Below are 26189 nucleotides of genomic sequence, written 5' to 3' on the forward strand. Positions count from 1 at the left end.
TTCTAGTCTTAACTAGAAAATCAATCAAAAAACGCGGATCAATGACCGCGCAATTTTTTAAAAAAACTCTGCATGAGAACGGCCGAGCGATCAGCCTGTACTTGCGAATGTACTAAAACAAAATGATTAGCACGGCTGTCTTCTAAAAGATGATACAGGGAACGAACAGCACCGAATTTTGGATCAAGCGCACCAAAATACAATTCTGATATCCTGCTTTGAATAATCGCCCCGCAGCACATAACGCATGGCTCAAGTGTCGTAAAAAGCGTGCAGCCGTTCAGTCGCCAATCGCCTAGATAGAAGTTAGCTTGTTCGATCGCGATTTTTTCAGCATGCGCCGTCGCTATTTTACTATGTTCTTTTTGATTATGCCCTCTTCCGATAATTTTGTTATCTTTAACGATAACAGCACCGATCGGCACTTCATCTTCATCAAAAGCTTTCTGAGCCTCCTGAAAAGCCAGCGACATAAAATAATCAATTTCTGACTGATCGTAGGACATAATACCCCTTATCTCTTTTTATGATTTGGCAGTTATCGAATTTTTTTAATAAATTTTTTTCAGCCGAAGGAGCACCTTGTTTCTTTTGCAAAACAGCAAAAATAGATCCATTTTTAAGAAGATGATCGTATGCGCCTGTCAGCATATCAGTCACTATTTTTTTGCCGGCCCTGATCGGCGGGTTAACGATTATTGCTGCAAAATTTCCATTTACTTTTTGATAACGATCAGATAGATATAATTTAGCAGACAAACCATTTTCAGCAAGATTTTGGGCAGCAAGACCGAGCGACCTCTGGTTAACATCGACCATTTCTATTGCTCTTTTAGGATCGATTGCCTTCAAACAAATACCAACCGGACCATAACCCGTTCCTAAATCGAGAATCGGACCCGCCGGTATCTTATCGTAATTTTCATACACCGTGCACAAAAGTACTTGTGTCCCATAGTCGATCCTGTTCTTTGAAAAAACACCGGCATCTGTTTTAAAAAATAATTTTTTGCCGGCAAAATCATAGGAAAAAGACCTAAAATCATGCGCTGACTCTGGGTTTGAAGCAAAATATTGTTGATTTTTTTCAGTCATTCAATTTTATCCCGATTATTTTTTGATTAGCAGCAACGATCTGCCCTGTTTTTACGTCCACGGAATAAACTGATCCTGTTGCCCGGCTTAAAAGCTCATGGGGTTTATTTCCAACTAATAGGATCGCTAAAATATCTCCTGCATATACTTGTTCGTTCTTAACGACATTGATTTTATTCACGACAGCCTTGACCGGCGACGATATGGGAACATCTGAATCACTCATCGCTAATATTATAACTTGATATTTTTAAAGAGAAAATAAAAAACCTCAGAAAATTCCAAGGTTTTAATAAAATCATAATTTTACTTTAAAGTAACAGTTGCGCCGGCAGCTTCAAGCTTCGACTTAAGATCGTTAGCGTCATCTTCGCTAAGTCCTTCTTTAACAACTGAAGGTGCTCCGTCAACAAGGTCTTTACTTTCTTTAAGGCCAAGACCAGTTGCATCACGAACAGCCTTAATAACTTTGATCTTAGCTTGACCAGATTCAGTCAATTCAACGTCGACTGAATCCTTTTTAGCAGCTTGATCATCACCGGCACCTGCTGCAGCTACTGGAGCAGCTGCAGAAACACCAAACTCATCTTCGATGGCTTTAACTAAATCAGCCAAGTCAAGGATAGATGCTTCCTTAAGGGAAGCGATAATTGCATCTTTATCGAATGCCATAATTTCCTCCAATGAAAATATTACTTAATTTTTATTCAGCAGCTGGAGCATCTGCAGCTCCCTCTTCTGATTGACGTTTTTCTGAAACTGCTTTAACAGCATACATAAAGCTGCGAAGCGGTGACTGGAATTCGGCCAATAATTGTTGCAGCAAAGTCTCTTTAGAAGGCAGTGCAGCATATCGATCAATAGTCTGAAGGTCAGTTACTTTACGATCGATAATACCGCCCTTTATCTCCAAAGCTTCCGCGTCTTTACTAAAGTTCTTTAAAATGCGAGCTGGAGCAACAGCATCTTCTTTTGAAAATGCGATCGCCGAAGGTCCTTTAAAGACTTCATTCAATTCACTGTAACCAGCTTTTTCAGCAGCACGAACAAGGATCTTGTTCTTGATAACTTTTAAAGAAACACCTTCTTGGCGAAGCTGGTTTCTTAATTCATCAGCTTGGTTAACAGTCAGGCCACGAACGTCTGCAACAACAGATGAAACTGAATTTTGAAAAAGATCAGCAACTTCATCTACTTTTTTTGCTTTAATCGCAATTGCTTTTTCGCTCATGAAATATCCTTTCCGTAAATAGTTTTACATAAGAAAACCGCGCAAGACTCTTACGCGGAAAAATTGGCTTTCCTCGGCAGGATTTACACCTTTCGGTAACCGACGTCTTAGGTAAAAACGGTATTTACTCATAATACTATACAAAAAAAGACTTGTTTAAACAAGTCTTTTATAAAAAATGAATCAAATTATAGAGATGAAACTTCAAGCGGTACGGCTGGGCTCATAGTAGATGCAAGATGTGCACTGACTACGTAAGTACCCTTGACCGTACTTGGACGTGAATTGATGATAGTTGAAGAAACAGTCTTAACGTTTTCAACAAGCTTGTCAGCTTCAAAAGAAACCTTGCCGACCGGCACAGCAACGTTACCGTTCTTATCAGTCCTATAAGTTACCTGACCGCCCTTGGCGTCTTCGACAGCTTTTGCTACATCAAAGGTAACAGTGCCTTCCTTTGGATTAGGCATCAAACCTTTAGGTCCTAACAAACGGCCAACACGACCAACCTTAGCCATCTGATCAGGAGTCGCAATGGCGATATCAAAACCAGTCCAGCCGCCGCGAACTTTTTCGATCAAATCATCAGTACCGACAAAATCAGCACCGGCAGCCTGAGCTTCTTTAGCCTTATCGCCATCAGCAAAAACAGCAACTGTTTTTGGATTTCCAGAACCATTAGGAAGAACGATCGCTCCTCTTAATTGCTGGTCTGCTTTAGTAGTATCAACGTTAAGGTCGAACACTACTTCAACGTTTGAATCAAACTTTGTAAATGAAATTTCTTTAACTAATGAAGCTGCGTCTGACAAAGGGTACTTCTTTGATGAATCAACCTTTTCTGCTGCAGCTAAATAATTTTTACTACGCTTTTTAGACATTATTCAGCTCCTTCTTCGGCATCATCTTCTTGTTTAACAGTTCCGCCGGCTTCAGCAACAGCGCCATTAGCGGCGTCTTCTTGCTCAGCAGCAGCGATCTCTTCTCCGGTTGCTAGACGAGCAGCACCGGAATCCAATGATTTACCGTCAACCAAAACACCCATCGAACGAGCTGTTCCTAATACGACTTTGACAGCAGCTGGAAGATCAGCCGCATTCAAGTCAGGAAGCTTAGTCTTTGCGATCTCTTCGATCTGCTTAGATGTTACATTTGCGACCTTGAGTTTGTTTGGCTCTCCAGAACCCTTGTCTACTTTAGCTGCTTTTCTAAGCAGATCAGAAGCAGGCGGGGTCTTCAAAACGAAATCAAATGAACGATCATCATAAACCGAAATAACGACTGGGATTATAGAACCGGCTTGATCCTTGGTTTTTGCATTAAAATCTTTAGTAAACTGGCCGATATTTATTCCGGCTTGTCCTAGGGCTGGTCCAACTGGCGGAGCTGGTGTAGCCTTAGCAGCAGGTATCTGCAGCTTAACTATTTTTACGACATTTTTTGCCACGATAATGTCTCCTCTCGATTAATCTAGCGGTGGAAAATGCAGCCGTGACGCTGCTCCCGCACATGATACAAACATGCAGAGTTAATCATACACGCTTTTCTAAAGCAAATCAATGAAAAACAGCAGCAAGCAGCAAAACCATCAATAGACCGACGACTGAGATCAAAGTTTCCAAAACAGTCCAAGTTTTGAGTGTTTGTTTGACATCGAGATCAAAAAATTCCTTGAACATCCAAAAACCCGCATCATTAACGTGGCTGGCAGCCAAGGAACCGGCACCGATGGCCAAAACGACAAAGGCTGGATTAACAGCCGTTTGACTGGCAACGATCGGAGCTACGATCCCGGCAGAAGTCATACCGGCAACCGTTGCCGAACCTACAGATACACGGATTATGACCGCGATCAGCCAAGCAAAAATTATCGGCGACATCGAGGTGTGCGAAAAGGCAGCTGCGATCGCCGTTGAAATACCGCCGGCCGTCAGTACACCTTTAAAAGCAGCACCGCCGCCAATGACCATCAGCAGATTAGCGATCGATTTGATAGCATCGGCCAAAGTAGCGTTGACTTCCTGAATCTTTCTTCCTTGGTGCCGTCCCATTGACCACATTGCAAATAAAAGAGCGATCACCATCGCTATCAAGGGATTGCCAAGAAAAGCAATTATTCTCTGAAATTCAGAAGGATCAGTTAAATATCCGCGCCGTGCAGCGCTGGTCATAGCTTTCCAGGCAGAATCTCCGATAACACCTCCATAGACTTGCTTGCCACCATTTATAAACATGGTGATAAGCGTTGTCACGACCATAAAAATAACCGCCATCAAAGAGGTAAGAATCGAAATACCAAAAGATGGTGTTTTGTCTAATTCAAACTCTTTAATAGTTCCTAAGGCATCAAGGTGTTTGGTTATTTTAAAAGCCGAAGGAACATAGCGTTTTGCCACTCTTGTAAATATTGGTCCGGCAACGATCATAGCAGGGATCGCCACAAGGATACCGTATATCAAAACAAGACCTAAATTAGCGCCTAAGATGTTAGTAACAGCTGTTGGCGAAGGCTGCGGCGGCAAGAAACCTTGTGCTGCTGACAAAGCTGTCGCCATAGGAATACCTAGATAAAGCAAAGGAACATCTGCTTCCAAAGCGATCGTAAATACGATCGGGATCAAAACGACCAGCCCAACTTCAAACAAAAGCGATATACCAATAACGAACGACGCTGCTGCAACGGCCCATTGCAGACGTTTGCGGCCAAAACGAGCAATCAAAGTTTTCGCAATACGATAAGAACCGCCTGCATCTGATACTAACCGCCCGATCATAGAACCAAAGCCAAAGACCACGACTAATTCGCCTAAAGTCCCGCCGATACCATTTTTTATAGCGTCAGCGATCCCAGCCGGATTCATCCCCAATGCGAATGCGACTACGATCGATGTCACGATCAAGGTAACAAAGGTATTTATCTTATATCTAAGGATCAAAAGCAAAAGCAGTGCGATCCCCAAGATCAAGATCAAAAAAGGCCATAAATTAATATCACCCAACATCCATTGATACAAACCGCTTTTTGGGTCAGTACCAATGGCTAAAAGTATTGATAAATTTTCTTCCACGATTAATCTTCTTTCGTTTTTATATGAACATGTTCACGCTGGAAATTTGCAATGTTTTCATATTCAGTTTGCAATTGACGGCTCAATCGTATGAATATAGGTGCCAGCTCGCGATAGACATTATAGTTATCAGGATTTGGATCATAAGTTTGAGATTTTCCGACCATGTCCTTGATATTTTCGATCTTGTCAGTGTATCCGAGCGCTTTTTGAGCAATGACGGTCGCTGCTAATGCCCCGGATTCAAAAGCTTCAGGGACTGTCACCGGCTGTTCAAAAATATCAGCCAGCATCTGACGCCACAATGCCGAACGGGCAAAACCGCCAGTCGCTTGAATAGATTTCAAATCGCCGACAACTTCTTCCAAAGCCAAGGCGACCATATAAATATTGAAGATTATTCCTTCTAAAACGGCGCGGACCATATGTGCACGAGTATGGTAATGAGTCAGGCCAAAGAAAGAACCGCGAGCATTAGCGTCCCAGATCGGTGCTCTTTCACCACTCAAATAAGGATGGAACAATAATCCATCAGCACCAGCAGGAACTTTCGAAGCTATTTTGGTCAACAGATCATAAGAATCAATGCAGAGAAGATCAGCAGTCGATTTTTCAGCATCGAAAAGATTGTCGCGTGCCCAGCGAAAAACATCGCCGCCGTTATTGACCGGTCCGCCAACGACCCAATGGTCAGCATCAAGAGCATAAGTAAAGGTCCTGCCCTTCGGATCGATCTTCGGCTTATCAGTTACAACTCTGATCGCACCAGAAGTGCCAATGGTAACAGCAGCGACACCGGGTTGGATAGCATTTACCCCGAGATTAGATAATGGTCCATCTCCTGCCCCGTAAACAAAGGGCGTATCAGCGGATAGTCCGGTGACTTTCGCAAATTCAGAAGCCATCCCTGTTTCGATCTCGTATGGCGAAACTGGTTTTGGCAGCTTGTTTTTGTCCAATTCCAAAAAATCAAGCGTCTGTTGATCCCAATCAAGTTGGAAAATGTTGAAAATACCGGTTCCGCTGGCGATCGAAATATCAACTTTGTTGCTGCCGAACAATTTATGGAAAATATATTCTTTTATACCAAGAAAATGAGCCGCCTGCTTATAAATATCAGGACGCTCATTTTTCATCCAAAACAGCTTGCTCAAAGGTGCCATCGGGTGGATCGGCGTACCGGTCCGGCTATAAATTTTTTGTCCTAAACCATTTTTTCTTAATTCTTCTGAATATTTGACTGCTCGGCCATCAGCCCAGGTGATCACCCGAGTCAGTGGTTTCCAATCTTTGTCCAGAGCAATCAGAGAATGCATAGCAGCACTAAAAGATACACCAGCGATCTTGCTGTCCTTAGGCAGATCAGCTTTTCTAACGACTTCCGCCAGTGAATCTATCAAAGCCTGAAAAATTTCCTCCGGGTCCTCTTCGGCTGTATCAGGCCGGTCGCGGTACAAAGGATAACCCTTATTAGATGAAGAAATAACTTTTCCCTTCAAATCAAAAAGAACAGATTTGGTACTTGTAGTTCCTAAATCAACTCCTATTAGATAATCCATAAAAATTTCTCCTAAAAATCCAAAACGCACTTAATTATAAAAGAAAATTGAAAAAAAGGAAAACGCTTGCCTAAAAGATAATAAAAAAAGAGGCAAACCTCTTTTTTAAACAAATAAATCAATAAACTTTGTCGATATCGTTAAAAGGAACTTCGGTTTCTGTTTCTCGGCCAAACATGTCGACCAAAACACGGACTTCTTGTTTGCCTTTATCGATAGCAGTGATTTTTCCTTCCATACCGCTCATAGCTCCGCCGATAATAGAAACGACCTCGCCGACTTTTACATCAAGATCATCAACTTTTCTTTCGATCAATCCCATTCTATGCATGATTCGATCGATCTCGTCTTTGGTGACGGGATTAGGCTTGGATCCTTGACCATGAGATCCCAGAAACCCGGTCACACCAGGTGTGTTACGTACAACGAACCAAGACTCATCAGTCATGATCATTTCGACTAGAACATAGCCGGGGAAATCATTCTCAACGACTTTTTTTAATTCGCCGTTCGGCCCTGTCTTGATAGTCTCATTTTCAGGTACGATGACTTGAAAAATATAGTCGGACATGCCCATTGACTCGCGCCGCTGTTCCAAATTCAATTTAACTCGATTTTCGTAGCCCGAATAAGTATGAACGACATACCAATCTTTTTGTAATTCTGATGTTGAAGACATATATACCTCTACGATTCCAAAATAAAAAACCTAGGGAAACCCTCGGTTCAATAGTTTAATCTTACAAAATTATCAACCATTTATCAAGAAACGGATCAGCATCGAAAAGATCCAGCCGACAAAGGTCAAAAAAGCGGAAAAGAATACAGAAGTCAAAATGACCGACATCGTATCCCGGCTAGTTTGATCAGCATTGAGCCAAGTTACTCTTTTCATTTCATCAATTGTGTTTCTAAAGTAACGAATCATCTTTGTTTATTCTAACAAAGTAAATTATGCTTGTCATCGTTAACGATAATATTCAGAGACTAAATTTTTTAAAATACGTTTTTTTCGATAATCAAGACAAGGATCTTCCTGTTGCTCTTGCCCGATGTCCTTTTGGAATAATTCTCTGACCGCTTGGCACTCCTTTGGACCTCTTCCAAATTTAGTCCGGCTTAAAGCGTCCTGAAAATTGATCTTTGCTTGAGCTTGATTCCAAGAATGGTCCACCATATCAAAACCGTTAAGCGACAGCTCGTCTAAAGAGAGACTGCGAAGCCGAAACTGTGATTTTTTTGTATAACTCTTTCTGATGATATCCATCGCCCGATTATGTAAAGCTCGATAAAAGTAGGTAGTAAATTTACATTTTCGTCCTTGCTGATACTGCTGGACTGACCTTACTAAAACATCAAGTGCTTCACTGTTCCACTCATCAAAATCGATTATATTACGCAGATATCGTTGATAGATCGAATGCAAAAATCCCTTTGTCGATCTAATGAGGTCCAGATAGCCTGTTTCATCACCCCGTTCTATTCTGCTTAATTCTTCTCTGATTTCGTCCATGATTTCCTTGTTTGCCTTTTAAGATGGTCTTACAAAATACCAAGAAAATATAATCGAATCAAAGATCTTTGATCAGCGAACATATGTTCTTTTTGGAAAATAAAAAAAGCAAATAAGCTACGATACCGTCAAAAAAGCTTTAACAGTGTGATCGATCAGCTTAGATGCCGGAGACGAAAATCAGAAAAATAATTTTTTATATTTTTAAAAATTTATTTTTGATCCAAAAGGCGGATAAAATTTATTTTCTCAAACGGCGGCTGTTATAAGCTTGATAAACTAATAAGGCTGCAGCAACGCTTGCATTGAGTGATTGAACATGACCGGCCATTGGAATAGTGAGCATTTGATCGACTTTCTTTTTCGTTTGAGCAGAAATACCGCGGCCTTCATTGCCGATGACCAAGGCTACTGCTCCAGAAGCATCCCATTGGCTATAATCGGCCCCTTTCACATCAGTACCGAAAATCCAAAAACCCTCTTTTTTCAGAAGATCGATCGTTGAATTTATATTAGTCACCCGAGTAACAGGAACGTGCTCAATAGCACCGGTCGAAACTTTAGCAACGACTTGAGTTAGTTGGACAGCCCGCCGTTTAGGAATGATGATCCCGTCGACTGATGCTGCGTCGGCAGTCCTGAGGATCGAACCCAAATTATGCGGATCCTCTATCTCATCAAGAATAAGCAGGAAAGGTTCCTTTCTTTTCTTTGAACGGGACACCAGTTCATCTAAAGGAAGATACTGATAAGATTTAATTTCTACAGCAACTCCTTGGTGATTGCCGTTAGAACTTAACTGATCCAATTTTTGATTATCTACTAAAACTACCTTGACTTTAGCTTGCAGCGCGGCCTGTTTTACCTGCTGTGCTCTTTTTTTCAGCATACTTTTGCTCAAATACACGGCCTTGCTGCTGACATTATTTTCCAATGCTTCTAAAGCAGCATGAAAGCCATAGATCATTTCATCACTCACGAGTTTCTCCATCTTCGACTTTTTTGATCATCCATCCGATTATTTCTTTTAAGCGTTCTTGATCGTCCTCAAGATAAAGATAGCCTAACAAAGCTTCTACGCCAGTTGATATTTGATAGGTGACAGCATCAGTATTTTTTGCCTTGGTATGCGGGTGCGAGTTGCGTCCCCTTTTAAAAATACTAAGTTCATCGGCACTCAAGATATTTTCTTCTTGCATTAACGAAAATAATTTAGCATGTGCTTTAGCTGAAACAAATTCCTTTGAACGGCGCTGAAGCTGGTTAACTTTTGTAAGACCTGTCGAAAGCAGGTACCTTCTTATGAAGAGCTCATCAACTGCGTCACCGATAAAGGCAAGCGATAAGCCGCTTTGGTTCTTGACATTTTCTAACACAGTCATTATTATAATTGCAATTCACTCAATTTATAAAAAGGGTGGATAATTTAAGGAGATTTTAAAATGAAAAAATTAGTAAGCAGATTTTTTAGTGGTCTAATATCGACGATTGCAGTAGCTGGTGTTTTTGCCGGCTCGATTAATTATGCTCAAGCGGCGGGAAATAAGCAGGGCGTGCTGTACTCGAAGATAAAAGACCGAGGAAAGCTGATAGTTGGTACGTCTGCTGATTTCCCGCCTTTTGAATTCATGGTCCAAAAAAACGGCCAGCAGGTCCCGACTGGCGCAGATATGACTTTAGCTAAAAAATTAGCTAAGGGCCTCGGTGTCAAACTTCAAGTTAAAAACATGTCTTTTGACTCTTTATTAGTCGCTCAAAAATCAGGAAAAGTTGATGTTTTGCTGGCAGGCATGGGCGCAACTGCTCAAAGAAGGAAGACAGTTGATTTTAGTGTTCCTTACTATCATGGGAAAGAAACTTTAGTCATAAAAGCAGCTGATGCAAAAAAAATCAAATCCTATAAAGATTTAGCGGGCAGAAAAGTCGGCGTGCAAACTTCAGCCAGACAAGAAGCATTGATCAAACAATCTTTGAAAAAAAAGGGTCTGAAAAGTGCCAAAATAACCCAGATCCAATCCAATAATGATTTGATCCTAGCTTTAAAAACAAACAAAATCGATGCAGTTGCCCTTTCCGGTGGTGTCGGTCAGGCATATGCCAACAGTGTTTCCGGCTTAAAGTTTACTTATGCTGATTATCCAAAGGGTGTTCAAGACGAAGAAGGCATGCAAGTCGTTATTCCTAAAAATCAACAGGCGCTGAAGACAAGGATCAATAAGATCGTTGAAAAATACAATCATAGCCATTCGTTTGAAAAATGGATCAAACACGCTGGTACCCAGTTAAAACAGGCTAAATAAGAGTTTAACGGAGATTTTATGTCATCATTAATGTTTTGGCGTTTTAGAGATGAACTGCTTTCAGGATTAGGAGTGACCCTTTTGATTTCGCTGTCTGCAGTTGTGATCGGATCGATCTTGGGACTTTTGGTCGCTTTGATGCACATGTCGCACAGCAAAATTGTCAAGGCGATCGCGGCTACTTATGTAGAAGTACTTAGAGGAACACCGATGATCGTTCAGCTGATGTTTGTGTTCTTTTCGATCCCGATCATACTTCAGAGCATATTGTCAGCCATCGGAATCAGAACAGAAGTCGATATCCCAACGATAGTAGCTGGTATAATCGCTGTTTCGATAAATTCTTCGGCTTATGTTTCTGAAGCGATCCGCGGCGGTTTTCAATCAGTCGACAAGGGGCAAACGGAAGCAGCTAGATCATTAGGCCTATCAGGAAAAATGACCATGCGTTTCGTTATCATTCCCCAGGCTTTAAAAAATATTTGGCCCGCATTAGGAAATGAATTCGTTGCATTGATAAAGGAATCCTCGATCGTTTTGATAATCGGTGCACCCGACATAATGTATCAGATAAATAATATCCGCGCGACGACTTTTGACGGCGTTACTCCCCTGATCATCGCTGCGATCATCTATTTCTTATTGACATTCAGTCTCTCAAGAATCATGAAATATTTTGAAGGAAGAATGAAACATGACTGATAATAACGATACGATCATTGAATTAAAAGGTCTGACGAAAAAATTCGGCGACAACGTGATCTTGAATGATATCAATGCCGAAATCAAACGTTCTGAAGTCGTTACCCTGATCGGACCGAGCGGGACCGGCAAATCAACTTTGATCCGAGATTTAAACATGCTCGACAAGCCGACCAGCGGTCAAGTCCTTTTCGAAGGCCGCGATCTGACTAAAATGAAAGATAAAGAACTAGACGCGATCCGTGCAAAAATGGGGATGGTGTTTCAATCGTTCAATCTTTTTCCTCACTTAAGCGTTGAAAGAAACATTACCTTAGCGCCGGTAAAATTGGGTTACTTAAAAGAAGATCAGGCACACGAAAAGGCCCTCCAGCTTCTGAAAAAGGTCGGTTTAGAAGAAAAAATAGACGCTTTTCCAAGATCTCTTTCCGGCGGGCAGGCACAAAGGGTCGCGATTGCCCGAGCATTGGCCATGGATCCGGATGTAATGCTTTTTGATGAACCAACTTCGGCTTTAGATCCAGAAATGGTCGGCGAAGTTCTTAAAGTAATGCAGGATTTGGCAGCAGACGGAATGACGATGGTAGTCGTTACTCATGAGATGGGTTTCGCAAAAAAAGTAGCGGACAGAGTCTGGTTTTTAGATCAGGGAAAAATTTCTGAAGATGCTGAACCTGAACAATTTTTCAGCGATCCGAAAAATCCGCGGGCAAAAGAATTTTTGAGTAAATTGATCGAGGTTTAAAAATACATTAAAATCAAACGAAACAAAACCCGGACCTTTTGGTTCGGGTTTTGTTTAAACTATTATATCTAAAAAGCAGATGATTCATTTATAAACGTAAATACTCTGATGCAGCGAACAACGGGGATTGAATGGCGATCTGCAGCGATCGCAAACTTTTATTTCTTGATAATGTCTGTAAGTAAACTGGTATCCGCAAACACCGCACATAACGATCTTAGAGCTGCTGTTGATCGGATAAGGGACAAAAGCATGATCCTCTGCTAGATCATGACATTTATAGCAGGCGTAGTATTTTCCGCAAAGGGCACAACGATTTGCAATGATATCAAGTTTACTGTGCCAGTGGATACAGCGGCCTTCATTGTCTAATAATCGTCCCCAAATTTTTTCTTTTTTATAAATCATGAATAAAAAATGTTTTTAATAAATTTATCTTCTCAATAATTTTTTTAACGACTGGAGAAAACTATATCGGAATTTTTTGACCGGCAAGATCAAGGGACCCATATTTGAGACCAAGTATCCGTTAAAGCCCTTTTTAAACTCATAGACACCATCGTTTCCGCTGGTATCACCGGAAACACCATAAAAATTGTAATATGGAATATTGTTCTTGACAGCCAAGTTAAGCATCTCTTCTTGAATTCGGTATGGACCATAAAAATTCTTGAATTCAACGTTTGTGTAGCTGAACATATAGGAAACTTCCTGCGGTTGAATAAAAAACATCGCTCCAGCAAGATTTATGATCTCATGACCGGCCTTTAAAATTTCTTTGCCCTGCTCGATCCTTTTTTCGTGTTGGCTTATCTGACTTTGGAACTCTTTGATCTGGTTAGTTTTAGTGGGCTTATCGCGTTTGGCATCGATCTGCTTGTCGTGCTCTATTTTCTTGTTCAGCTTATCGATCTGTCCTTGAAATGAGTCGATATATTTTTTAAGATCGATTTCAGCGACCAAAAAAAGTACTTTATCGCCAAAAGCACGATAACTGCTTTGATAGTAAGCTAAAGTCTTATCAGAAAAACCGATCCTCTTAGCTGTCCGCGTTGTGTTATTATGAAACTCTTCTAATTCGTCATAAGATATCTTTCGTACTTGGATACCGAAATCGTGAGTTTTTTTGATCGAATATTGTGTTTTTTTACTATATGATTTAAATAATTTCTTTTCATCTAGACCTGCCAGGTCTTTTTTATATTCATAATGAGGTGTTTTGGTCGACATACCGATCTGATCATCCAAATCGTGGTAAATAAATCCTCGTTTGCGGTAGATATTCAAATAATCTTCTTGATCAAAATCAGTTTCTTTACCATCGTTATCTATTCTTTTTGTTTTTATATTTGGAATAACGCGCAGATAGTAAGCATGATGTTTTTTTAAATACGGCTTTAAATTATCAAGAAAAAAGCCAAGCACTTGGTCTTTTTTTTGATCATCTAGATCATCTTTGACCAAAGGACCACCCATGATCTCATAAACAAGACCGGTACGGCTGGCGACTGAAGATATCAGGGCTCCCAACAATACTTGGCCGGAATCATCTTCAACACCTAAAATGACGCTTTTTCTGAAGCCCTCATCAAAATGTTTTTTTTGATAAACGCTTTGATAAAAAGAACCGTCAGGATTCGCTTGTTCAAAAAGATCAAATTTTTTCAGATCAAGCTCTTTAAAGTTCATAAATTATAAACACTCCTCTATAAAATTCATCCAACATTTACAATCCTACTACCTAAATAGATATTATTTAAAATCAACTTGCTTTAAGTGTGCTGACGAATCCGGCTAATGATCGCACGCGCTTGATCAGTACTGACCGTATTTACCAAAAGATCACGATAAAAAGCTGCATTTGGCATGGAACGAACGTATATTTTGAAAAAACGTCTCAGTGTAACAAAGCGTTTGCCTCCGATCTTTCGAGCGTAATCGTCATAAAGATCAAGCTGCATCTCAAATAAAGACAGCAATTCCCTTAAATCATGCTGCTCTTTATTCGGGGAAAAACAGTAAGGATTTTCAAAAACACCACGGCCGATCATAATGCCATCAAGGCCCGGATGCGATCGATAAAGTTCCATTCCCTGCTGATGATCTTTGATATCGCCGTTTATTTGAAGAAGTGTTTCTGGAGAAATATAATCACGCATTCTGATCAGTTCGTCAATGACTTCATAATGAGCCGGTACTTTACTCATTTCTTTGCGAGTACGCAAATGTACTGTAAGAAGCTTAGGTTTGTGTTCAAGCAAAAAAGGTATCCAATCGTTCATTTCCGATATTTTAGAAAAACCCAGCCTGGTTTTAACACTTACTGATAAGCCGCTCTGTCGGCAAGCCGCAATGATCCCGGACACTTTTTCCGGATGACGGATCAAATCAGAACCGCCGCCGTTTTTCACCACGGTTGAGTCCGGACAGCCTGTATTGATGTCAATCGCCTTATAACCCATTTTTTTGACCGCAAAAGCCGCCTTGTAAAAAGCTTCGCTTTGATCTCCCCAAAGTTGAACGACCGGCATAGTTTTTTCTGCCGGATCAACGTAAAGACGACCCATGACCGAAAACTTTGCCTTTGGATGAGTAATGCTCAAAGCATTAGTGAATTCAGTGAAAAAAACGTCCGGAGCAGCGGCCCTTGCTACTACCTGACGAAAAATCGAATCAGTAACAGCTTCCATTGGGGCCAAACTAAAGAAAGGACGGTTTTGTTTGAAAGAATTTTTTTTGATTGTTTCCCAAAAAGTTTGTGTCATCATTTATACGTATTCAAAAAAGCGCATCATAGGCTAACGGTTCGCCTGTGACCGGCTGAATCGAAACCTTGCTGCCAGGTCCCTTCAAACCGATATATTGACCGCCGCCCATGTAAAGACCGACTTGATATTCAGCTCCTTGGCCTCCCCAAAAAAGAAGATCACCGGGAAAAGCATACACATATTTTTTGATCATCCGTCCAGCCTGTCTAAGCTTTGCGGCTTGAATATATGGTTTTCCTCCAATATTCGTGAGTCCGGAAATAAGCCGCAGGTATTCAATAAAACCGGCGACATCAAAACCATTTTCGTCATTTCCTTCCCAAACAAAAGGACGGTCCAGCAAAGATAAGGCGTTAGCAATCGTTCGTTTGATCGATATTGATTGCTTGCTGCGATATTTTTCTGGAACATTGACCTGCTGTTCGTTAAGCTGAAAGTCTTGTTCGTGAAGACGAGGCTGCTTCTCAAGCTGCATTTTCATGATATTTTTGAAGATATCAGCCCGATTTTTAATATCAAGAAGATCTCTTTGAGAAATGTGGTCAAATAACCCGCTGATACGAGATTGAACTTTAAAACCGTTTAGTTTGTCCAGCTGAGCAGCACCCGACTTTTCCCAATTATCAAAATCAGAAGTAAGGTTGACCGCCAAATAGGTCGGTGATTTTTCAAATTCGATCTGTCTTATCAAATATTCCTGATTATTAAGTTCGGAAATAAACGGAGAGATCATATCAAAAACTTGGCTTGGACGCCCAGCGATCCCGGTTTGCAGGTCGCGGATCTTCAAAAGATCTTTGGTTTTCGCAAAATAATAATTTATTTCTTCAAAACCGCTTACTTGGTCGTCCAGCCAGCGTCCATGTTTAACTAAATCAATGATAGATTGATTACGAAAAATTTGGAATGTATAGCTGAGATTTCGGCCGCGGCTGCCGTCAGAATTTTCAAAGGGAAGCAAACCTATATTAAGCGCAAAAACAGCCTGATCATCCAAATTTCGTTCACGACTATGCAGCCAGTCATTGGGGTGAAGCATATGATCCAAAAAAAGGTCTGTCATCATTTCTAAAGCTTGGTCGACAGACTCGGCTTCTTCTTCAAGCGACTTAAGATCTCTTATCAAACGAGAATCGATAAAATTACCCTTGAACTGGAAACTGCGAAAATCTTGATAATAGGGACTTATCTCGCCTACGGACGAATTTGGTGAAAAAATCCATTCATTTTGAGTTGTAAAATAATTTCGAAATTGGACCATAACGATTTTTTTCAATAAAAAAATAGCCATAAGGCTAAATTTCATTAAAGCTAACTTTATTATAGCTTAGATTTATTCAATCAGTTATGAATGTATTGGTAACTTGAAGCAGAAGCAACTGTACGAGTATTGCTTGCCAAGCCGTTATAATTACCTTCAGAAATACGAATAGAATTTCCAAATACAGCAGTAACAACACCAACGTGACCATAACCGCTTGCTCCGCCTTGACCAGGCTGGAAGACAACAACTGATCCAACTGAAGGGGTATTGTTCACAGCGAAACCACGAGCAGCTGCGGAATAAGCCCACTGGCTAGCATTACCTAAACCATTTGGAACCCAAGGCAGCAGATTCTTTACATAATAAGTGCACTGACCGTAAAGATATGAATTGCCGCCAGAGTAATTCTGAACTGGAGCCTGTGTACGTACAGGAGCAGAAACAAAAGACCTAACAGAAGTCTGAACCGGAGCACGCCAAGTATTTACCGGAGCTTGAGAAGCTGGAGCCTGTGGGGCCTGAGAAGCTGCCGGGGCTTGGTAAACCGGAGCAGCAGATGCAGGTGCCTGTGATGCTGCCGGAGCTTGACTAGCTGCTGGGGCCTGAGAAGCTGGAGCAGCAGATGCAGGTGCCTGGCTGGCAACGGGAGCTTGTGAAGCAGTCTTAGTTGGGTACAAAGCCAGCTTTTGTCCTGCAAGCAGGAAAGTTGAGCCGTTGTTATTTGCGATCAAAGTTGCAGCAGACACATTAAGACGCGCAGCAATTCCATAAATAGTGTCTCCTGAAGCAACAGTTACAGTATCATCGGCATTTCTAGAAGAAACACTTTGAGCAGCCGTGGTAGCAGCGGGTGCTTGTGAAGCAGGTGCTTGGCTGGCTGCCGGAGCAGCAGATCCGTTAGGGATCTCAAGCGTAGCACCAGCATAGATCAAGCTCGTATTGCTTAATTTGTTTGCCTTGGCTATTTCAGATACAGTAGTGTGGTTTTCTTGAGCTAACTTCCAAACACTGTCACCTTGTTTAATAGTTACAGTATCGGCATTAGCAGATGCAGCACCGACTGTTAACGCAGCAGCGGCACCGGTTGAAATCAAAAGGGCATTTCTAACAGTTTTTGTAGTCATTCTATCTATTTCTCCATCGTGCAAATTGAATTTGATAAAAATCTATAAGGATTTTTTAAGCACAAGAAATAGAATAGGGGTATTTTTTGACATAGCAATTAACACTTTTTTAAGCTTAGTTTACAATGTTACAACAAGGTTACATTAGCTCAAAAAGCCGTTGTTAAGGGCTTTTAAAAAGACAAAATAATTTCATTTAACGATTTTATTCGATACAAAATAAAAATAAGCAAGAATATCTCGCTTATTTGTGTCGAAAAACCATATTTTTTCTTTATTTTTTCTTAAAAATCTTTAATTTTTCTTAAAAAATCAATTGGAAGAGTCAACGATTTGCCGAATGGTAGATACTACGACGTTCGACGGAATAGAGAAACTCATCCCTTCAACATCTTGACTGCCCTCTTGTGATGAGCTGATTTTCATCGAGTTGATGCCAACTACCTGACCGGCCATATTTATCAGCGGTCCGCCAGAATTGCCCGGATTCAGAGCAACATCAGTTTGGAGTGCTGTTAAATTGATCTGGTCTTCATGGATCTGACGATCAGTAGCCGAAACGATCCCAGAAGTTAAAGATCCGGCATAAGTAGAACCCAACGGCGAACCTACAGCTAGTACCTGCTGGCCGGCAACGACCTGATCAGAATTGACAAAATTGCCTGTTGCCTTGACTCTTGCAGAACTTATCCTCAAAACTGCTAGATCATGAGCAACATTGCGACCGATCAAATCAGCATTTACCCGGCTGCCGTCGCTCAATAAAAGCTGGATCCTATTAGCACCTTCGATAACGTGATTATTAGTAACGACATAAGAATAAGGACCGTCCGTCTGATATATCAAGCCGCTGCCTTCGGCAGCCAGCTGATCTTGTTGGCTGGAGCTGCTTGAAGGATCAGATCCTCGACCGCGAGATCCGCCGAACCACTCAGAAAAATAATCATCTGCCTGAGAAGAGGGGCGCTGATAATTTTCTACTGTAACGACAGCCCTTCTGATCCGGTTGTAAGCTCGTGTCGCATTTGATTGAGTTTGCCCGCTGATATTAACAATACTGGCACTGCCTGCAGCACTATTAAGAACTCTTCCTTGACGGCTGGCAGGCAGCAAATAGAACTGATAAAAGAGACCCAATACTATTACTGCGCCTAAGACAGCACTCAAGAATGAGATCAGGAAATATTTAGCTCCAAATCCGTTTTTTTTCATAAATAAATTATCTCACTATAAAATTAATCAAAAATTAAAGGTCATTTATAGATCAGTTTGGTGACATAATCATCAGCTGTCTGCTGAGTCAGCTGCCAGTCATCGTTAACTATGACCTGTGCGTGATCTCTTAAATCTTTCGGCAAATGAGTATCGCGGACAAAATCGCTTGACCCGGTTCTTTCAAGTACTCTATCCAAGCTGTCGCCCCGAGCGATCAGACGATTTCTTAATCCGGCAACGTCGCTGACAGTCACAAACCAAATAACCGCCTGATCTTTCAAAGTTTTTTTGTAAGTTATCGCCCCGACAGTGTCGACAACGATACTGATCAGACCGGGATGAGAGACTAAACGAGACTTGTTCCAAGCCCGCTCTAACCCTTCATAGGAGGAGCCGTATCGATGCTGAGAATATTTTATCTGTTCGATAAAATGGATCTTTTTCCAACTTTCTTCATTTTCGAAATAGTAATCAACACCGTCGATCTCCCCTTCGCGGGGATTGCGTGTCGTATGAGTGATAACACGCGGCACCCCATACTTTTCCCATAAATATCGAGCTACAGAAGTTTTTCCGGCACCCGAAGCACCGGTAATGACGATTACGCGATTTTTATTTGACATATTTCTTAAATATTAGCAAGAAAAAGTATTTTTTAAAAGACATAGACAAAAAATCAAACACTTTCGCCCGGCTGCATATTCGACATTGCTGCGATATCGATCTGACGATCGATCCATCCCTGATAGAAACTGCTTTCGTGCGTGACCAAAATAAGACTGCCGTCAAACTTCAATATGGCTTTTTTCAAAGCATCTTTAGTCGGTTCATCTAAATGATTAGTCGGTTCATCTAAAATCAAAAGATTAGATTCAGTTAATTCCATCAAAGCGAGTTTGACTTTTGTTTGTTCCCCTCCGGAAAGAAGACGCAGCTGCTTAGTCGCATTTTCAGAGTTGATCCCAGCTCCACCCAGACGCTGACGCAATTTTTTTTGTTCTTCTAACGGATAAGCAGCTTGCATGATCTGCAGCGGCGTCTTACGGTCGTCATCCCAGACAAGATCCTGACTGAAATAATTGACTTTGGCCGAAGGCGAAAGCTTAGACTTTCCGGAAATAGGCGGAAGGTAGCCCAGCAAAGTTTTGATCAGAGTCGTTTTACCAGCCCCGTTAAAACCAGTCAGAACAACTTTTTCACCAGCTGACATACTAAAAGTGATCGGATTTAAAATCGGCTTTTGAGGATCATAGCCAACAACTAGCCGTTCAGTCTTGACCATATCAGTCGATTGCGATTCGATATAAGGAAAACGAAAAGTTGAACGCGGGTTAGTTGCCGGCGGAGCAATGATCTCCATATGGCTCAACATTTTCTCACGAGATTTAGCCCGCCCTGTCGTTGATGCTCGTGCCTTGTTTTTCTGAATAAAAGCCTTGGTCTTTTTAATGACCTCTTGTTGGCGGCTATAAGCCCGCAGCTGCTGCTCTGTCCGTTCTTTTTTCTGCCTGATCGCTTGATCGAAGTTACCGCGATACTTTGTCAAAGTATTAAAAGAAACATCCAGGATAACATTTGCCACCTGATTCAAAAAATCAAAATCATGGCTGATGATCAATGCAGCTCCCGGATAGTCTTTTAAAAAAGACTCCAGCCATTCAATATGTGATACGTCCAGATAATTAGTCGGCTCATCTAAAATAATAATATCGTTATCCTGCAATAATAATTTAGCCAGGATGATCTTAGCCCGCTGTCCGCCCGACATTTCCGAAATGATGTGATCGCGGCCGATCGAATCTAAACCCAGACCGGTTATTACCTGTTCGATCCTTGTATCGACCGAATAAAAATCAGCGGCATCAAGCTCGCTTTGGATCCTGGTCGCTTTTTCCAAATAATTGTCTTTAGGATCAGCGGCATACTTGCCGTAAAAATCGTTCATTCTTTTTTCTTTATCGTAAAGATCAGCATAGGCCGTATGCAAAAAATCGATCAAAGTCATCCCCGAAGGAATATCAGCATATTGATCAAGATATCCGATCTGGATATTTTTTTGCCACTGGATACGGCCGGAAATCGGCAATACCTGCCCAGTCAAGATTTTTATCAAAGTGGACTTGCCCGCTCCATTCTGTCCAATAACGCCCAAGTGCTCGCCTTTTTCTAAAGTGAAATCTGCATCTGTATATAATTTTTTATCAGCATAGGCCATCGTTAGCCCGCTTACTTCTAATAAAGCCATCAGAAACAGTCTATCATGCTAGAATAATCGCTGTTATGAAACCGAGAAAAATGCGTCCAAAAATCATTCCGTCTCAAGATCCCGATCGAGCTTATCGCTTCTATCGCGATGTTTTTGAATTTCTTAGAGACCCCAAAGACCAAACAACATTGATCGTCGACAAAAAGGCCATTAAATTTGAAAAATCAAATCAAAAACAGCAGATCGAATTGATCGTGCGCGATCATTTAAGCGAATTAAGACAGCACCTGGCCAACAACTTTATCGAAGAGATCGAACCGGTTCAAAAAGCCTTTAATAATAAAGCTGTTTTAAAAATAAAAGATTCAGAGGGAAATACTGTACAGATCGAATGCAATCAAGACAAATGAGTTCATAAAGCTTGGGCCGCAGTTAAAATAGCGACTTTGTAAACATCATCGCTGTCAGCTCCGCGCGAAAGGTCGCTGACTGGTGCAGCAAGTCCTTGCAAAATCGGGCCGATCGCTTGGAATCCGCCCATTCGCTGAGCGATCTTATAACCAATATTTCCTGCCTCCAAACTTGGGAAAATAAAGACATTCGCTTGACCGGCGACATTTGATCCAGGTGCCTTGCTGCTGGCGACTTCCGGTACGAAAGCAGCGTCAAATTGTAATTCGCCATCGATATTTTCAGCTTCTTCGGGAAGCTTTTTCTTTGCAATAGCTGCTGCTTGAACAACTTTATCAACAAGATCGTGTTTGGCTGAACCCTTAGTGGAAAAACTCAAAAAAGCAGTTTTTGGTTTGATCCCAAATTTTTTCGCCGTCTTGATAGACTGAACGGCTATTTCTGCTAACGATTCGGCATCGGGATCGATATTGATCGCACAGTCAGCAAAGACAAAGCGCTTCTCTCCTTTTTGCATGATAAAAGATCCAGATATCCGCCTGCTTTCTTGATCGGTTTTGATAATTTGCAGAGCCGGCCTGACCGTATCTGCCGTTGGATGAGCTGCCCCGGATACCATTGCATCAGCTTGGCGCAAGTATACAAGCATCGTGGCCAAATAATTCGGATCTTTCAGCCATTCGATCGCGGTTGGCAGATCGGTTTTGCCCTTGCGGCGTTCGACCAGCTTTTGTGCTAATTCGTCTTTTTGATCTTTAGAAACTTTTTCCGGATCGATGATCTCCCAAGAAGACGTATCCAAATTCAAAGCAACCGCGGTATCTTTTATTTTTCTTTCGCTGCCGATCAAAATCGGTTGAAGCAAATTTTCGGCAACAAGTTTTCCAGCTGCTTGTTGGATCCTTGTGTCCTCGCCTTCAGGAAAAATCAGGCGAAGATCGCGTCCTTTGATTTTATCTGCTAATTCTTTAAATAAATCTGCCATAAGGTCAGGCCTCCATCGGTAATAATTTATGTAAAAAGGAACTAAACTCTATTTTAGCCAATCTATCGGTTCTCTGCCCTTGCTTTCAAGCCAATCATTGCATCTGCTGAAGGGACGGCTGCCAAAAAAACCACGATTGGCCGACAAACCGGACGGATGGGCGGACTGGATGATAAGATCCTTTCGAGTATCGATCAATGATGATTTCTTTCGGGCGAAATTACCCCACAGAATAAATACCTTAGGTGTTGGATGTGCACTGGCCAGCTGGATGACCGAGTCGGTAAAATGTTCCCAAATGACACCAGCATGGGAATTGGCCTTATGCTCTTCAACGGTCAAAACCGAGTTCAAAAGAAGCACACCTTGCTTGGCCCAAGGTATCAGATCGTGAGATTGCCGTTTTTGACCAAGGTCGCTTTCGATTTCCTTATGGATATTTTTTAAGCTGCTGGGGGCCGGAAAATCATCAGGTACGCTAAAAGAAAGCCCTTGTGCCTGGCCTTTTTCATGATACGGATCTTGGCCTACGATAATGACTTTCGTCTGTGCCAAAGAAGTATAAAGCATGGCAGCGAAAATTTTGTCTGCAGGCGGATAAACTTCCACAGGGCCTTCATAAGCTCGATTTAAAAATTCATTTATTTTGTCCAGATATTCATCAGTTAAGACCGGCCTCAAATGAGGATACCAATCTGTTCTTTTTAGGTTAATCAAATAGTCATTCACGTTTAAAATTATAGTATATGACGATTTACTATTTAGACCAGCAGCATGATAGAAAACAAAGAGAAAATCATGCCTATAATAGCGATTTTACGATCGCATTCAATCTGTCGGGCAAACTTGGAAGCAAAAACGATGTTCTTTATGTTTACGACCAGCATGGCAACGAATTGTCCAGGATCCGCCAAGTATCATACGGTATTTTGCCGCGTTTCCAATTGCTTTACCATGATAAATATGTCGGTTCGATCGGCTTTCACTTCGGCGGTTTTCGAGATTTGATCTTCATCCATTATTTAGACTGGGTCGTAACGGGCGAAATTACATCTGGAAAATATCGCATAATCCATGGCAAGACCCGTTTGCTGGAAGTCAATCCGGTCGAATTCCCAGACGGGCTCTACTACGAATTGAATGTGACCTTTGACAAACAGGCCCCTGTACATGTTGCGATCGCTGCTTTGCTCGACAGCTGGGGTACAAAAAAAGACCGGCGTCTTTTGAAATTGCCGACACCGGCCACGCGCTATAAATATAAAATGGCTTCCAGGATCAATTAAAGTTCTTAAAATTCCTGCTCATCTCGCGCTTAAGATCTCTCTCTTTGATCGTTCTTCTTTTATCGTAATTCTTTTTTCCAGTGGCAACCGCTATTAACAACTTAGCAAAACCATGCTTCAAGTAAACCTTGAGTGGAATGATCGTTTTACCGTCCTGATCGACAAACTTGCTTAAACGCTCTATTTCATTCTTGTGAAGCAACAATTTGCGCCGCCTAAGCGGATCTCCATTAAATTGATTACCTTGCTTATACGGCGATATATTTGCGTTATTAAGATAAGCCTGACCGTTTCTCAATGTTATAAAAGCATCACCGATCGTGATCTGGCCTAAACGAACTGATTTTATTTCAGTTCCTGTCAACTGAATACCGCTTTCGAAAGTCTCGCCGATCGAATAGTTGAAAGAAGCACGCCGATTGGTAGCCAAACCATCATTTTGATGCTTTTTCCGGTTTTTTCCTGCCATTAATGCCTCCCTTTTCTCAAACGATACTTACCAGTCGATTGGTAGCCTCCTTTGTGCTGACCTTTACGCCGGTCAAAATCATTCTTGCCGCTGCGATGGCTTCTTTTGAAATCTCGATCATGACCGCGACGATTAGAACTATGAAAATCATCTGGTTCGGCCAGTCTGATTTCTGTTGTCGGCGCTGTTTCCGGGTGCAAAAGCTTGAAATCGATTTTTCGTGTCTCTTTGTTGGCATTGATAACTTGGACCATGACCTTCTGGCCGATCGAAAAGATATGGTGATGAGTCCTGCCGATCAAAGATTGGCGTGTTTGGTCATACTGATATACATCATCGGTCATCGTGCTGACGTGGACCAGTCCTTCAATAGTATTTTCCAAACTAACAAAAAGACCGAATTTTAAAGCAGAATTAACAACACCCGGATAGACTTCCCCGATATGGTCTTCCATGTATTCAGCAAACTTCATATCGTTGGTCGCACGCTCGGCATCAACAGCTCGCCGTTCCTTTTGCGAAGTATCGATACTTATTTGCGGCAGCTTATCTCTTACCGCAGCCGTTGCTTCATGACCGGTACCGTTTTTTAGATAATGCTTGATAAGCCGGTGAACGACTAGGTCGGGATAACGTCTGATCGGTGAAGTGAAATGCGTGTAATACTTAGCTGCGATCCCAAAATGACCGATCGGTTCCGGTGAATAATGAGCTTGGTTGGTCGCCCGCAGCATCATCGTTTTGATCATCATTTCTTCAGGAGAACCGGCGACTTTATCCAAAGCTTCTTGAAAATCCCTTGGTTTTAAATTTTTAGGGTCGGCTTTGATCGAATGACCGATAGCACGCATAAACTCAAAGAAATTAGTAACCTTATCGCCTTCAGGAACTTCATGAACACGGTAAAGAAAAGGCAGATGCTGGTGATCGAAATGCCGGGCAACAGTTTCATTAGCTGCCAGCATAAATGATTCGATCATCCGTTCTCCGATTCCTCTATTTCTCAAAACAACATCGATGGGGTGACCATTTTTGTCAACGATTATTTCAGCTTCATCCGTATCGAATTCAATAGCACCGCGTTTTTTTCGCATTTGCGCCAAAATTTTATGAAGTTGGCCCATTTGATCGATCATATCAGCGATGTCGGCATATTTTTGTCTTGACTGAGGATCCCCGGCTAATATTTTATTGACCTCGTTATAAGTCATTCGCGCATGTGAACGGATTATTGAAGGAGCGATCTTATATTTTAAAACTTGGCCATTTTGATCGATCTCCATCTCACAAGACATGGCCAGCCGATCTTCATTAGGGTTCAAAGAAGCGATCCCGTTTGAAATTTCAGTCGGCAGCATCGGAATGACTCTATCGGTCAAATAAACAGAAGTACCGCGGTTATAGGCTTCTTTATCCAGTTCTGAGCCGATCGGAACATAGTGAGAAACATCGGCGATATGTACACCTAAATGATAATTACCATTGTCCAGACGCCAAACAACGACCGCATCATCGATATCTTTGGTGTCATCGCCATCGATAGTTATTAATTTTTGGTCTCTGAAATCCGGACGGCCTTGTGCTAAAGCTTTCTGCAGATCGATCGACTGGCTGATCGCACTTGCCTGTTTCTGTGCTTCTTGCGGATAAACGCTTGGTATTTTCAAAGAATAAACGATCTCTAAAATATCAACCCCGGGGGCATCGGACCGGCCGATGATTTTATTAACCGATCCGATCAAAATCTTTTTGGTATCGGTATTAGGAAAACGGCTCGTTGTTGCCGTCACTGAATCACGGTCGTGCGGAAACAAGCCTTTTTTGTCGACTAAATAAAGATAGTCCTGCATTTTTTCATCACGAAAAACGATTTTACCAATAAAATTATCAGCATTAAGTGTTTTCGGCAGGTCCTCTTGATTAACACCGGCCGAAAAAACACCGACCACCTGCTGATTAGCGTGCGAGAGGATCTTTTCGATCTTTCCCTCCGGAACTTGGCCAGGATGACCAGGACGGATTATCGTAGCCAGAACTTCATCGTTTTGCATGGCTAAATTAGTATTGAAACGACCGATAAATAGATCATCTTGGTCTTGGTCGGTCTTAACAAAACCAAATCCCTTAGCGTTTGCTGAAAAAGTTCCTTGTATAAATTTTTCTGAAGCGGATTCTATAAACATATAGATTCATTATATCCAATCAAAATAAAAAACGCCGCGAAATAAATTCGCGGCGGGTAGGTAGA

General features: G+C 41.6%; 30 protein-coding genes and 1 pseudogene. 5 read left to right on the plus strand and 26 right to left on the minus strand.

Features of this window, described 5'->3' with window-relative positions:
- Positions 1-38 precede the first annotated feature (38 nt).
- The 14 genes and pseudogenes from ACKP2L_RS06575 to ACKP2L_RS06640 form a co-directional block, all read right to left on the minus strand.
- The gene (locus ACKP2L_RS06575; RefSeq protein WP_439425062.1) at positions 39-506 is read right to left on the minus strand and encodes a nucleoside deaminase; all 468 of its coding nucleotides are present in this window, start codon (positions 504-506) and stop codon (positions 39-41) included.
- The gene (locus ACKP2L_RS06580) at positions 481-1095 is read right to left on the minus strand and encodes a class I SAM-dependent methyltransferase (protein WP_439425063.1); all 615 of its coding nucleotides are present in this window, start codon (positions 1093-1095) and stop codon (positions 481-483) included. The genes ACKP2L_RS06575 and ACKP2L_RS06580 overlap by 26 nt, the downstream gene beginning before the upstream one ends.
- Complete coding sequence (locus tag ACKP2L_RS06585) at positions 1088-1321, minus strand: hypothetical protein (protein WP_439425064.1); 234 nt, start codon at positions 1319-1321, stop codon at positions 1088-1090. Before ACKP2L_RS06585 ends, ACKP2L_RS06580 begins: the two co-directional genes overlap by 8 nt.
- Positions 1322-1401: 80 nt before the next feature.
- Positions 1402-1767, minus strand: coding sequence for a 50S ribosomal protein L7/L12 (gene rplL / locus ACKP2L_RS06590; RefSeq protein WP_439425065.1), 366 nt, complete (start codon positions 1765-1767; stop codon positions 1402-1404).
- A gap of 31 nt (positions 1768-1798) precedes the next feature.
- Complete coding sequence (rplJ, locus tag ACKP2L_RS06595; protein WP_439425066.1) at positions 1799-2326, minus strand: 50S ribosomal protein L10; 528 nt, start codon at positions 2324-2326, stop codon at positions 1799-1801.
- 188 nt (positions 2327-2514) lie between these two features.
- The gene (rplA, locus tag ACKP2L_RS06600; protein ID WP_439425067.1) at positions 2515-3207 is read right to left on the minus strand and encodes a 50S ribosomal protein L1; all 693 of its coding nucleotides are present in this window, start codon (positions 3205-3207) and stop codon (positions 2515-2517) included.
- A gap of 146 nt (positions 3208-3353) precedes the next feature.
- Positions 3354-3773 (minus strand): annotated as a pseudogene (gene rplK / locus ACKP2L_RS06605) (50S ribosomal protein L11); the annotation flags it as partial.
- A gap of 109 nt (positions 3774-3882) precedes the next feature.
- Entirely contained in the window at positions 3883-5328 is a 1446-nt protein-coding gene (locus ACKP2L_RS06610) for a gluconate:H+ symporter (RefSeq protein WP_439426220.1), read from the minus strand.
- 68 nt (positions 5329-5396) lie between these two features.
- Complete coding sequence (gene gntK / locus ACKP2L_RS06615; protein WP_439425068.1) at positions 5397-6953, minus strand: gluconokinase; 1557 nt, start codon at positions 6951-6953, stop codon at positions 5397-5399.
- A gap of 118 nt (positions 6954-7071) precedes the next feature.
- Positions 7072-7632, minus strand: coding sequence for a transcription termination/antitermination protein NusG (gene nusG / locus ACKP2L_RS06620; RefSeq protein ID WP_439425069.1), 561 nt, complete (start codon positions 7630-7632; stop codon positions 7072-7074).
- A 72-nt stretch (positions 7633-7704) separates the two neighbouring features.
- Positions 7705-7848 carry a preprotein translocase subunit SecE gene (secE, locus tag ACKP2L_RS06625; RefSeq protein ID WP_439425070.1) on the minus strand — a complete coding sequence of 48 codons (144 nt, stop codon included), beginning with the start codon at positions 7846-7848 and terminating at the stop codon, positions 7705-7707.
- A gap of 72 nt (positions 7849-7920) precedes the next feature.
- Positions 7921-8466 (minus strand): sigma factor, encoded by a 546-nt coding sequence (locus tag ACKP2L_RS06630; protein ID WP_439425071.1) that lies wholly within the window; start codon positions 8464-8466, stop codon positions 7921-7923.
- Positions 8467-8707: 241 nt separating this feature from the next.
- Positions 8708-9457 (minus strand): 23S rRNA (guanosine(2251)-2'-O)-methyltransferase RlmB, encoded by a 750-nt coding sequence (gene rlmB / locus ACKP2L_RS06635; RefSeq protein WP_439425072.1) that lies wholly within the window; start codon positions 9455-9457, stop codon positions 8708-8710.
- Complete coding sequence (locus ACKP2L_RS06640) at positions 9438-9842, minus strand: Mini-ribonuclease 3 (protein WP_439426221.1); 405 nt, start codon at positions 9840-9842, stop codon at positions 9438-9440. Before ACKP2L_RS06640 ends, rlmB begins: the two co-directional genes overlap by 20 nt.
- Positions 9843-9908: 66 nt before the next feature.
- On the opposite strand from ACKP2L_RS06640, the gene ACKP2L_RS06645 reads away from it, so the two are divergent.
- The 3 genes from ACKP2L_RS06645 to ACKP2L_RS06655 are packed head-to-tail and all read left to right on the plus strand — an operon-like array spanning position 9909 to position 12213.
- Entirely contained in the window at positions 9909-10766 is an 858-nt protein-coding gene (locus ACKP2L_RS06645) for a transporter substrate-binding domain-containing protein (protein ID WP_439425073.1), read from the plus strand.
- Between the two features lie 18 nt (positions 10767-10784).
- Entirely contained in the window at positions 10785-11468 is a 684-nt protein-coding gene (locus ACKP2L_RS06650) for an amino acid ABC transporter permease (protein ID WP_439425074.1), read from the plus strand.
- Positions 11461-12213 carry an amino acid ABC transporter ATP-binding protein gene (locus tag ACKP2L_RS06655; protein ID WP_439425075.1) on the plus strand — a complete coding sequence of 251 codons (753 nt, stop codon included), beginning with the start codon at positions 11461-11463 and terminating at the stop codon, positions 12211-12213. The genes ACKP2L_RS06650 and ACKP2L_RS06655 overlap by 8 nt, the downstream gene beginning before the upstream one ends.
- Positions 12214-12297: 84 nt before the next feature.
- Here ACKP2L_RS06655 and ACKP2L_RS06660 read toward each other — a convergent pair whose 3' ends face one another.
- The 8 genes from ACKP2L_RS06660 to ACKP2L_RS06695 all read right to left on the minus strand — a co-directional run bounded on the left by ACKP2L_RS06660 (position 12298) and on the right by ACKP2L_RS06695 (position 20829).
- Positions 12298-12621 (minus strand): CHY zinc finger protein, encoded by a 324-nt coding sequence (locus ACKP2L_RS06660; RefSeq protein WP_439425076.1) that lies wholly within the window; start codon positions 12619-12621, stop codon positions 12298-12300.
- Positions 12622-12645: 24 nt separating this feature from the next.
- On the minus strand, positions 12646-13902 hold the full coding sequence (locus ACKP2L_RS06665; RefSeq protein WP_439425077.1) for a peptidoglycan bridge formation glycyltransferase FemA/FemB family protein: 1257 nt from the start codon (positions 13900-13902) through the stop codon (positions 12646-12648).
- An 83-nt stretch (positions 13903-13985) separates the two neighbouring features.
- Positions 13986-14978, minus strand: a complete 993-nt coding sequence (locus ACKP2L_RS06670) for a tRNA dihydrouridine synthase (protein WP_439426222.1) — start codon at positions 14976-14978, stop codon at positions 13986-13988.
- Positions 14979-14991: 13 nt separating this feature from the next.
- Positions 14992-16272, minus strand: a complete 1281-nt coding sequence (locus ACKP2L_RS06675) for an NlpC/P60 family protein (protein WP_439425078.1) — start codon at positions 16270-16272, stop codon at positions 14992-14994.
- A gap of 50 nt (positions 16273-16322) precedes the next feature.
- The gene (locus tag ACKP2L_RS06680; protein WP_439425079.1) at positions 16323-17369 is read right to left on the minus strand and encodes a LysM peptidoglycan-binding domain-containing protein; all 1047 of its coding nucleotides are present in this window, start codon (positions 17367-17369) and stop codon (positions 16323-16325) included.
- Between the two features lie 312 nt (positions 17370-17681).
- Positions 17682-18581: a S1C family serine protease gene (locus tag ACKP2L_RS06685; RefSeq protein ID WP_439425080.1), complete on the minus strand. Its 900-nt coding sequence runs from the start codon at positions 18579-18581 to the stop codon at positions 17682-17684.
- A 41-nt stretch (positions 18582-18622) separates the two neighbouring features.
- The gene (locus ACKP2L_RS06690; protein ID WP_439425081.1) at positions 18623-19207 is read right to left on the minus strand and encodes a guanylate kinase; all 585 of its coding nucleotides are present in this window, start codon (positions 19205-19207) and stop codon (positions 18623-18625) included.
- Positions 19208-19260: 53 nt separating this feature from the next.
- Positions 19261-20829, minus strand: coding sequence for an ABC-F family ATP-binding cassette domain-containing protein (locus ACKP2L_RS06695; protein WP_439425082.1), 1569 nt, complete (start codon positions 20827-20829; stop codon positions 19261-19263).
- A gap of 35 nt (positions 20830-20864) precedes the next feature.
- On the opposite strand from ACKP2L_RS06695, the gene ACKP2L_RS06700 reads away from it, so the two are divergent.
- Positions 20865-21200 (plus strand): lactoylglutathione lyase, encoded by a 336-nt coding sequence (locus tag ACKP2L_RS06700; protein WP_439425083.1) that lies wholly within the window; start codon positions 20865-20867, stop codon positions 21198-21200.
- Positions 21201-21202: 2 nt separating this feature from the next.
- On the opposite strand, the gene pta is transcribed toward ACKP2L_RS06700, so the two are convergent.
- Entirely contained in the window at positions 21203-22186 is a 984-nt protein-coding gene (pta, locus tag ACKP2L_RS06705) for a phosphate acetyltransferase (protein WP_439425084.1), read from the minus strand.
- A gap of 48 nt (positions 22187-22234) precedes the next feature.
- Positions 22235-22915 (minus strand): uracil-DNA glycosylase, encoded by a 681-nt coding sequence (locus tag ACKP2L_RS06710; RefSeq protein WP_439425085.1) that lies wholly within the window; start codon positions 22913-22915, stop codon positions 22235-22237.
- A gap of 17 nt (positions 22916-22932) precedes the next feature.
- Here ACKP2L_RS06710 and ACKP2L_RS06715 point away from each other — a divergent pair, with 17 nt between their 5' ends.
- Positions 22933-23472: an LURP-one-related/scramblase family protein gene (locus tag ACKP2L_RS06715; RefSeq protein WP_439425086.1), complete on the plus strand. Its 540-nt coding sequence runs from the start codon at positions 22933-22935 to the stop codon at positions 23470-23472.
- Here the strand turns inward: ACKP2L_RS06715 and smpB are convergent.
- Together smpB and rnr are read right to left on the minus strand one after the other, a co-directional pair.
- Complete coding sequence (smpB, locus tag ACKP2L_RS06720; RefSeq protein WP_439425087.1) at positions 23465-23941, minus strand: SsrA-binding protein SmpB; 477 nt, start codon at positions 23939-23941, stop codon at positions 23465-23467. The genes ACKP2L_RS06715 and smpB overlap by 8 nt on opposite strands.
- Complete coding sequence (rnr, locus tag ACKP2L_RS06725) at positions 23941-26124, minus strand: ribonuclease R (RefSeq protein ID WP_439425088.1); 2184 nt, start codon at positions 26122-26124, stop codon at positions 23941-23943. The genes smpB and rnr overlap by 1 nt, the downstream gene beginning before the upstream one ends.
- Between the last annotated feature and the right edge of the window lie 65 nt (positions 26125-26189).

The organism is Oenococcus alcoholitolerans (assembly GCF_051852995.1).
Lineage (GTDB): Bacteria > Bacillota > Bacilli > Lactobacillales > Lactobacillaceae > Oenococcus > Oenococcus alcoholitolerans.

What these genes read in the sequence shown, in the direction of transcription:
- ACKP2L_RS06575 (WP_439425062.1), bottom strand. Translation starts at nt 506, where the DNA reads ATGTCCTACGATCAGTCAGAAATTGATTATTTTATGTCGCTGGCTTTT.
- ACKP2L_RS06580 (WP_439425063.1), bottom strand. Translation starts at nt 1,095, where the DNA reads ATGACTGAAAAAAATCAACAATATTTTGCTTCAAACCCAGAGTCAGCG.
- ACKP2L_RS06585 (WP_439425064.1), bottom strand. Translation starts at nt 1,321, where the DNA reads ATGAGTGATTCAGATGTTCCCATATCGTCGCCGGTCAAGGCTGTCGTG.
- rplL (WP_439425065.1), bottom strand. Translation starts at nt 1,767, where the DNA reads ATGGCATTCGATAAAGATGCAATTATCGCTTCCCTTAAGGAAGCATCT.
- rplJ (WP_439425066.1), bottom strand. Translation starts at nt 2,326, where the DNA reads ATGAGCGAAAAAGCAATTGCGATTAAAGCAAAAAAAGTAGATGAAGTT.
- rplA (WP_439425067.1), bottom strand. Translation starts at nt 3,207, where the DNA reads ATGTCTAAAAAGCGTAGTAAAAATTATTTAGCTGCAGCAGAAAAGGTT.
- ACKP2L_RS06610 (WP_439426220.1), bottom strand. Translation starts at nt 5,328, where the DNA reads ATGTTGGGTGATATTAATTTATGGCCTTTTTTGATCTTGATCTTGGGG.
- gntK (WP_439425068.1), bottom strand. Translation starts at nt 6,953, where the DNA reads ATGGATTATCTAATAGGAGTTGATTTAGGAACTACAAGTACCAAATCT.
- nusG (WP_439425069.1), bottom strand. Translation starts at nt 7,632, where the DNA reads ATGTCTTCAACATCAGAATTACAAAAAGATTGGTATGTCGTTCATACT.
- secE (WP_439425070.1), bottom strand. Translation starts at nt 7,848, where the DNA reads ATGAAAAGAGTAACTTGGCTCAATGCTGATCAAACTAGCCGGGATACG.
- ACKP2L_RS06630 (WP_439425071.1), bottom strand. Translation starts at nt 8,466, where the DNA reads ATGGACGAAATCAGAGAAGAATTAAGCAGAATAGAACGGGGTGATGAA.
- rlmB (WP_439425072.1), bottom strand. Translation starts at nt 9,457, where the DNA reads ATGGAGAAACTCGTGAGTGATGAAATGATCTATGGCTTTCATGCTGCT.
- ACKP2L_RS06645 (WP_439425073.1), top strand. Translation starts at nt 9,909, where the DNA reads ATGAAAAAATTAGTAAGCAGATTTTTTAGTGGTCTAATATCGACGATT.
- ACKP2L_RS06650 (WP_439425074.1), top strand. Translation starts at nt 10,785, where the DNA reads ATGTCATCATTAATGTTTTGGCGTTTTAGAGATGAACTGCTTTCAGGA.
- ACKP2L_RS06655 (WP_439425075.1), top strand. Translation starts at nt 11,461, where the DNA reads ATGACTGATAATAACGATACGATCATTGAATTAAAAGGTCTGACGAAA.
- ACKP2L_RS06660 (WP_439425076.1), bottom strand. Translation starts at nt 12,621, where the DNA reads ATGATTTATAAAAAAGAAAAAATTTGGGGACGATTATTAGACAATGAA.
- ACKP2L_RS06665 (WP_439425077.1), bottom strand. Translation starts at nt 13,902, where the DNA reads ATGAACTTTAAAGAGCTTGATCTGAAAAAATTTGATCTTTTTGAACAA.
- ACKP2L_RS06670 (WP_439426222.1), bottom strand. Translation starts at nt 14,978, where the DNA reads ATGACACAAACTTTTTGGGAAACAATCAAAAAAAATTCTTTCAAACAA.
- ACKP2L_RS06675 (WP_439425078.1), bottom strand. Translation starts at nt 16,272, where the DNA reads ATGGCTATTTTTTTATTGAAAAAAATCGTTATGGTCCAATTTCGAAAT.
- ACKP2L_RS06680 (WP_439425079.1), bottom strand. Translation starts at nt 17,369, where the DNA reads ATGACTACAAAAACTGTTAGAAATGCCCTTTTGATTTCAACCGGTGCC.
- ACKP2L_RS06685 (WP_439425080.1), bottom strand. Translation starts at nt 18,581, where the DNA reads ATGAAAAAAAACGGATTTGGAGCTAAATATTTCCTGATCTCATTCTTG.
- ACKP2L_RS06690 (WP_439425081.1), bottom strand. Translation starts at nt 19,207, where the DNA reads ATGTCAAATAAAAATCGCGTAATCGTCATTACCGGTGCTTCGGGTGCC.
- ACKP2L_RS06695 (WP_439425082.1), bottom strand. Translation starts at nt 20,829, where the DNA reads ATGGCTTTATTAGAAGTAAGCGGGCTAACGATGGCCTATGCTGATAAA.
- ACKP2L_RS06700 (WP_439425083.1), top strand. Translation starts at nt 20,865, where the DNA reads ATGAAACCGAGAAAAATGCGTCCAAAAATCATTCCGTCTCAAGATCCC.
- pta (WP_439425084.1), bottom strand. Translation starts at nt 22,186, where the DNA reads ATGGCAGATTTATTTAAAGAATTAGCAGATAAAATCAAAGGACGCGAT.
- ACKP2L_RS06715 (WP_439425086.1), top strand. Translation starts at nt 22,933, where the DNA reads ATGACGATTTACTATTTAGACCAGCAGCATGATAGAAAACAAAGAGAA.
- smpB (WP_439425087.1), bottom strand. Translation starts at nt 23,941, where the DNA reads ATGGCAGGAAAAAACCGGAAAAAGCATCAAAATGATGGTTTGGCTACC.
- rnr (WP_439425088.1), bottom strand. Translation starts at nt 26,124, where the DNA reads ATGTTTATAGAATCCGCTTCAGAAAAATTTATACAAGGAACTTTTTCA.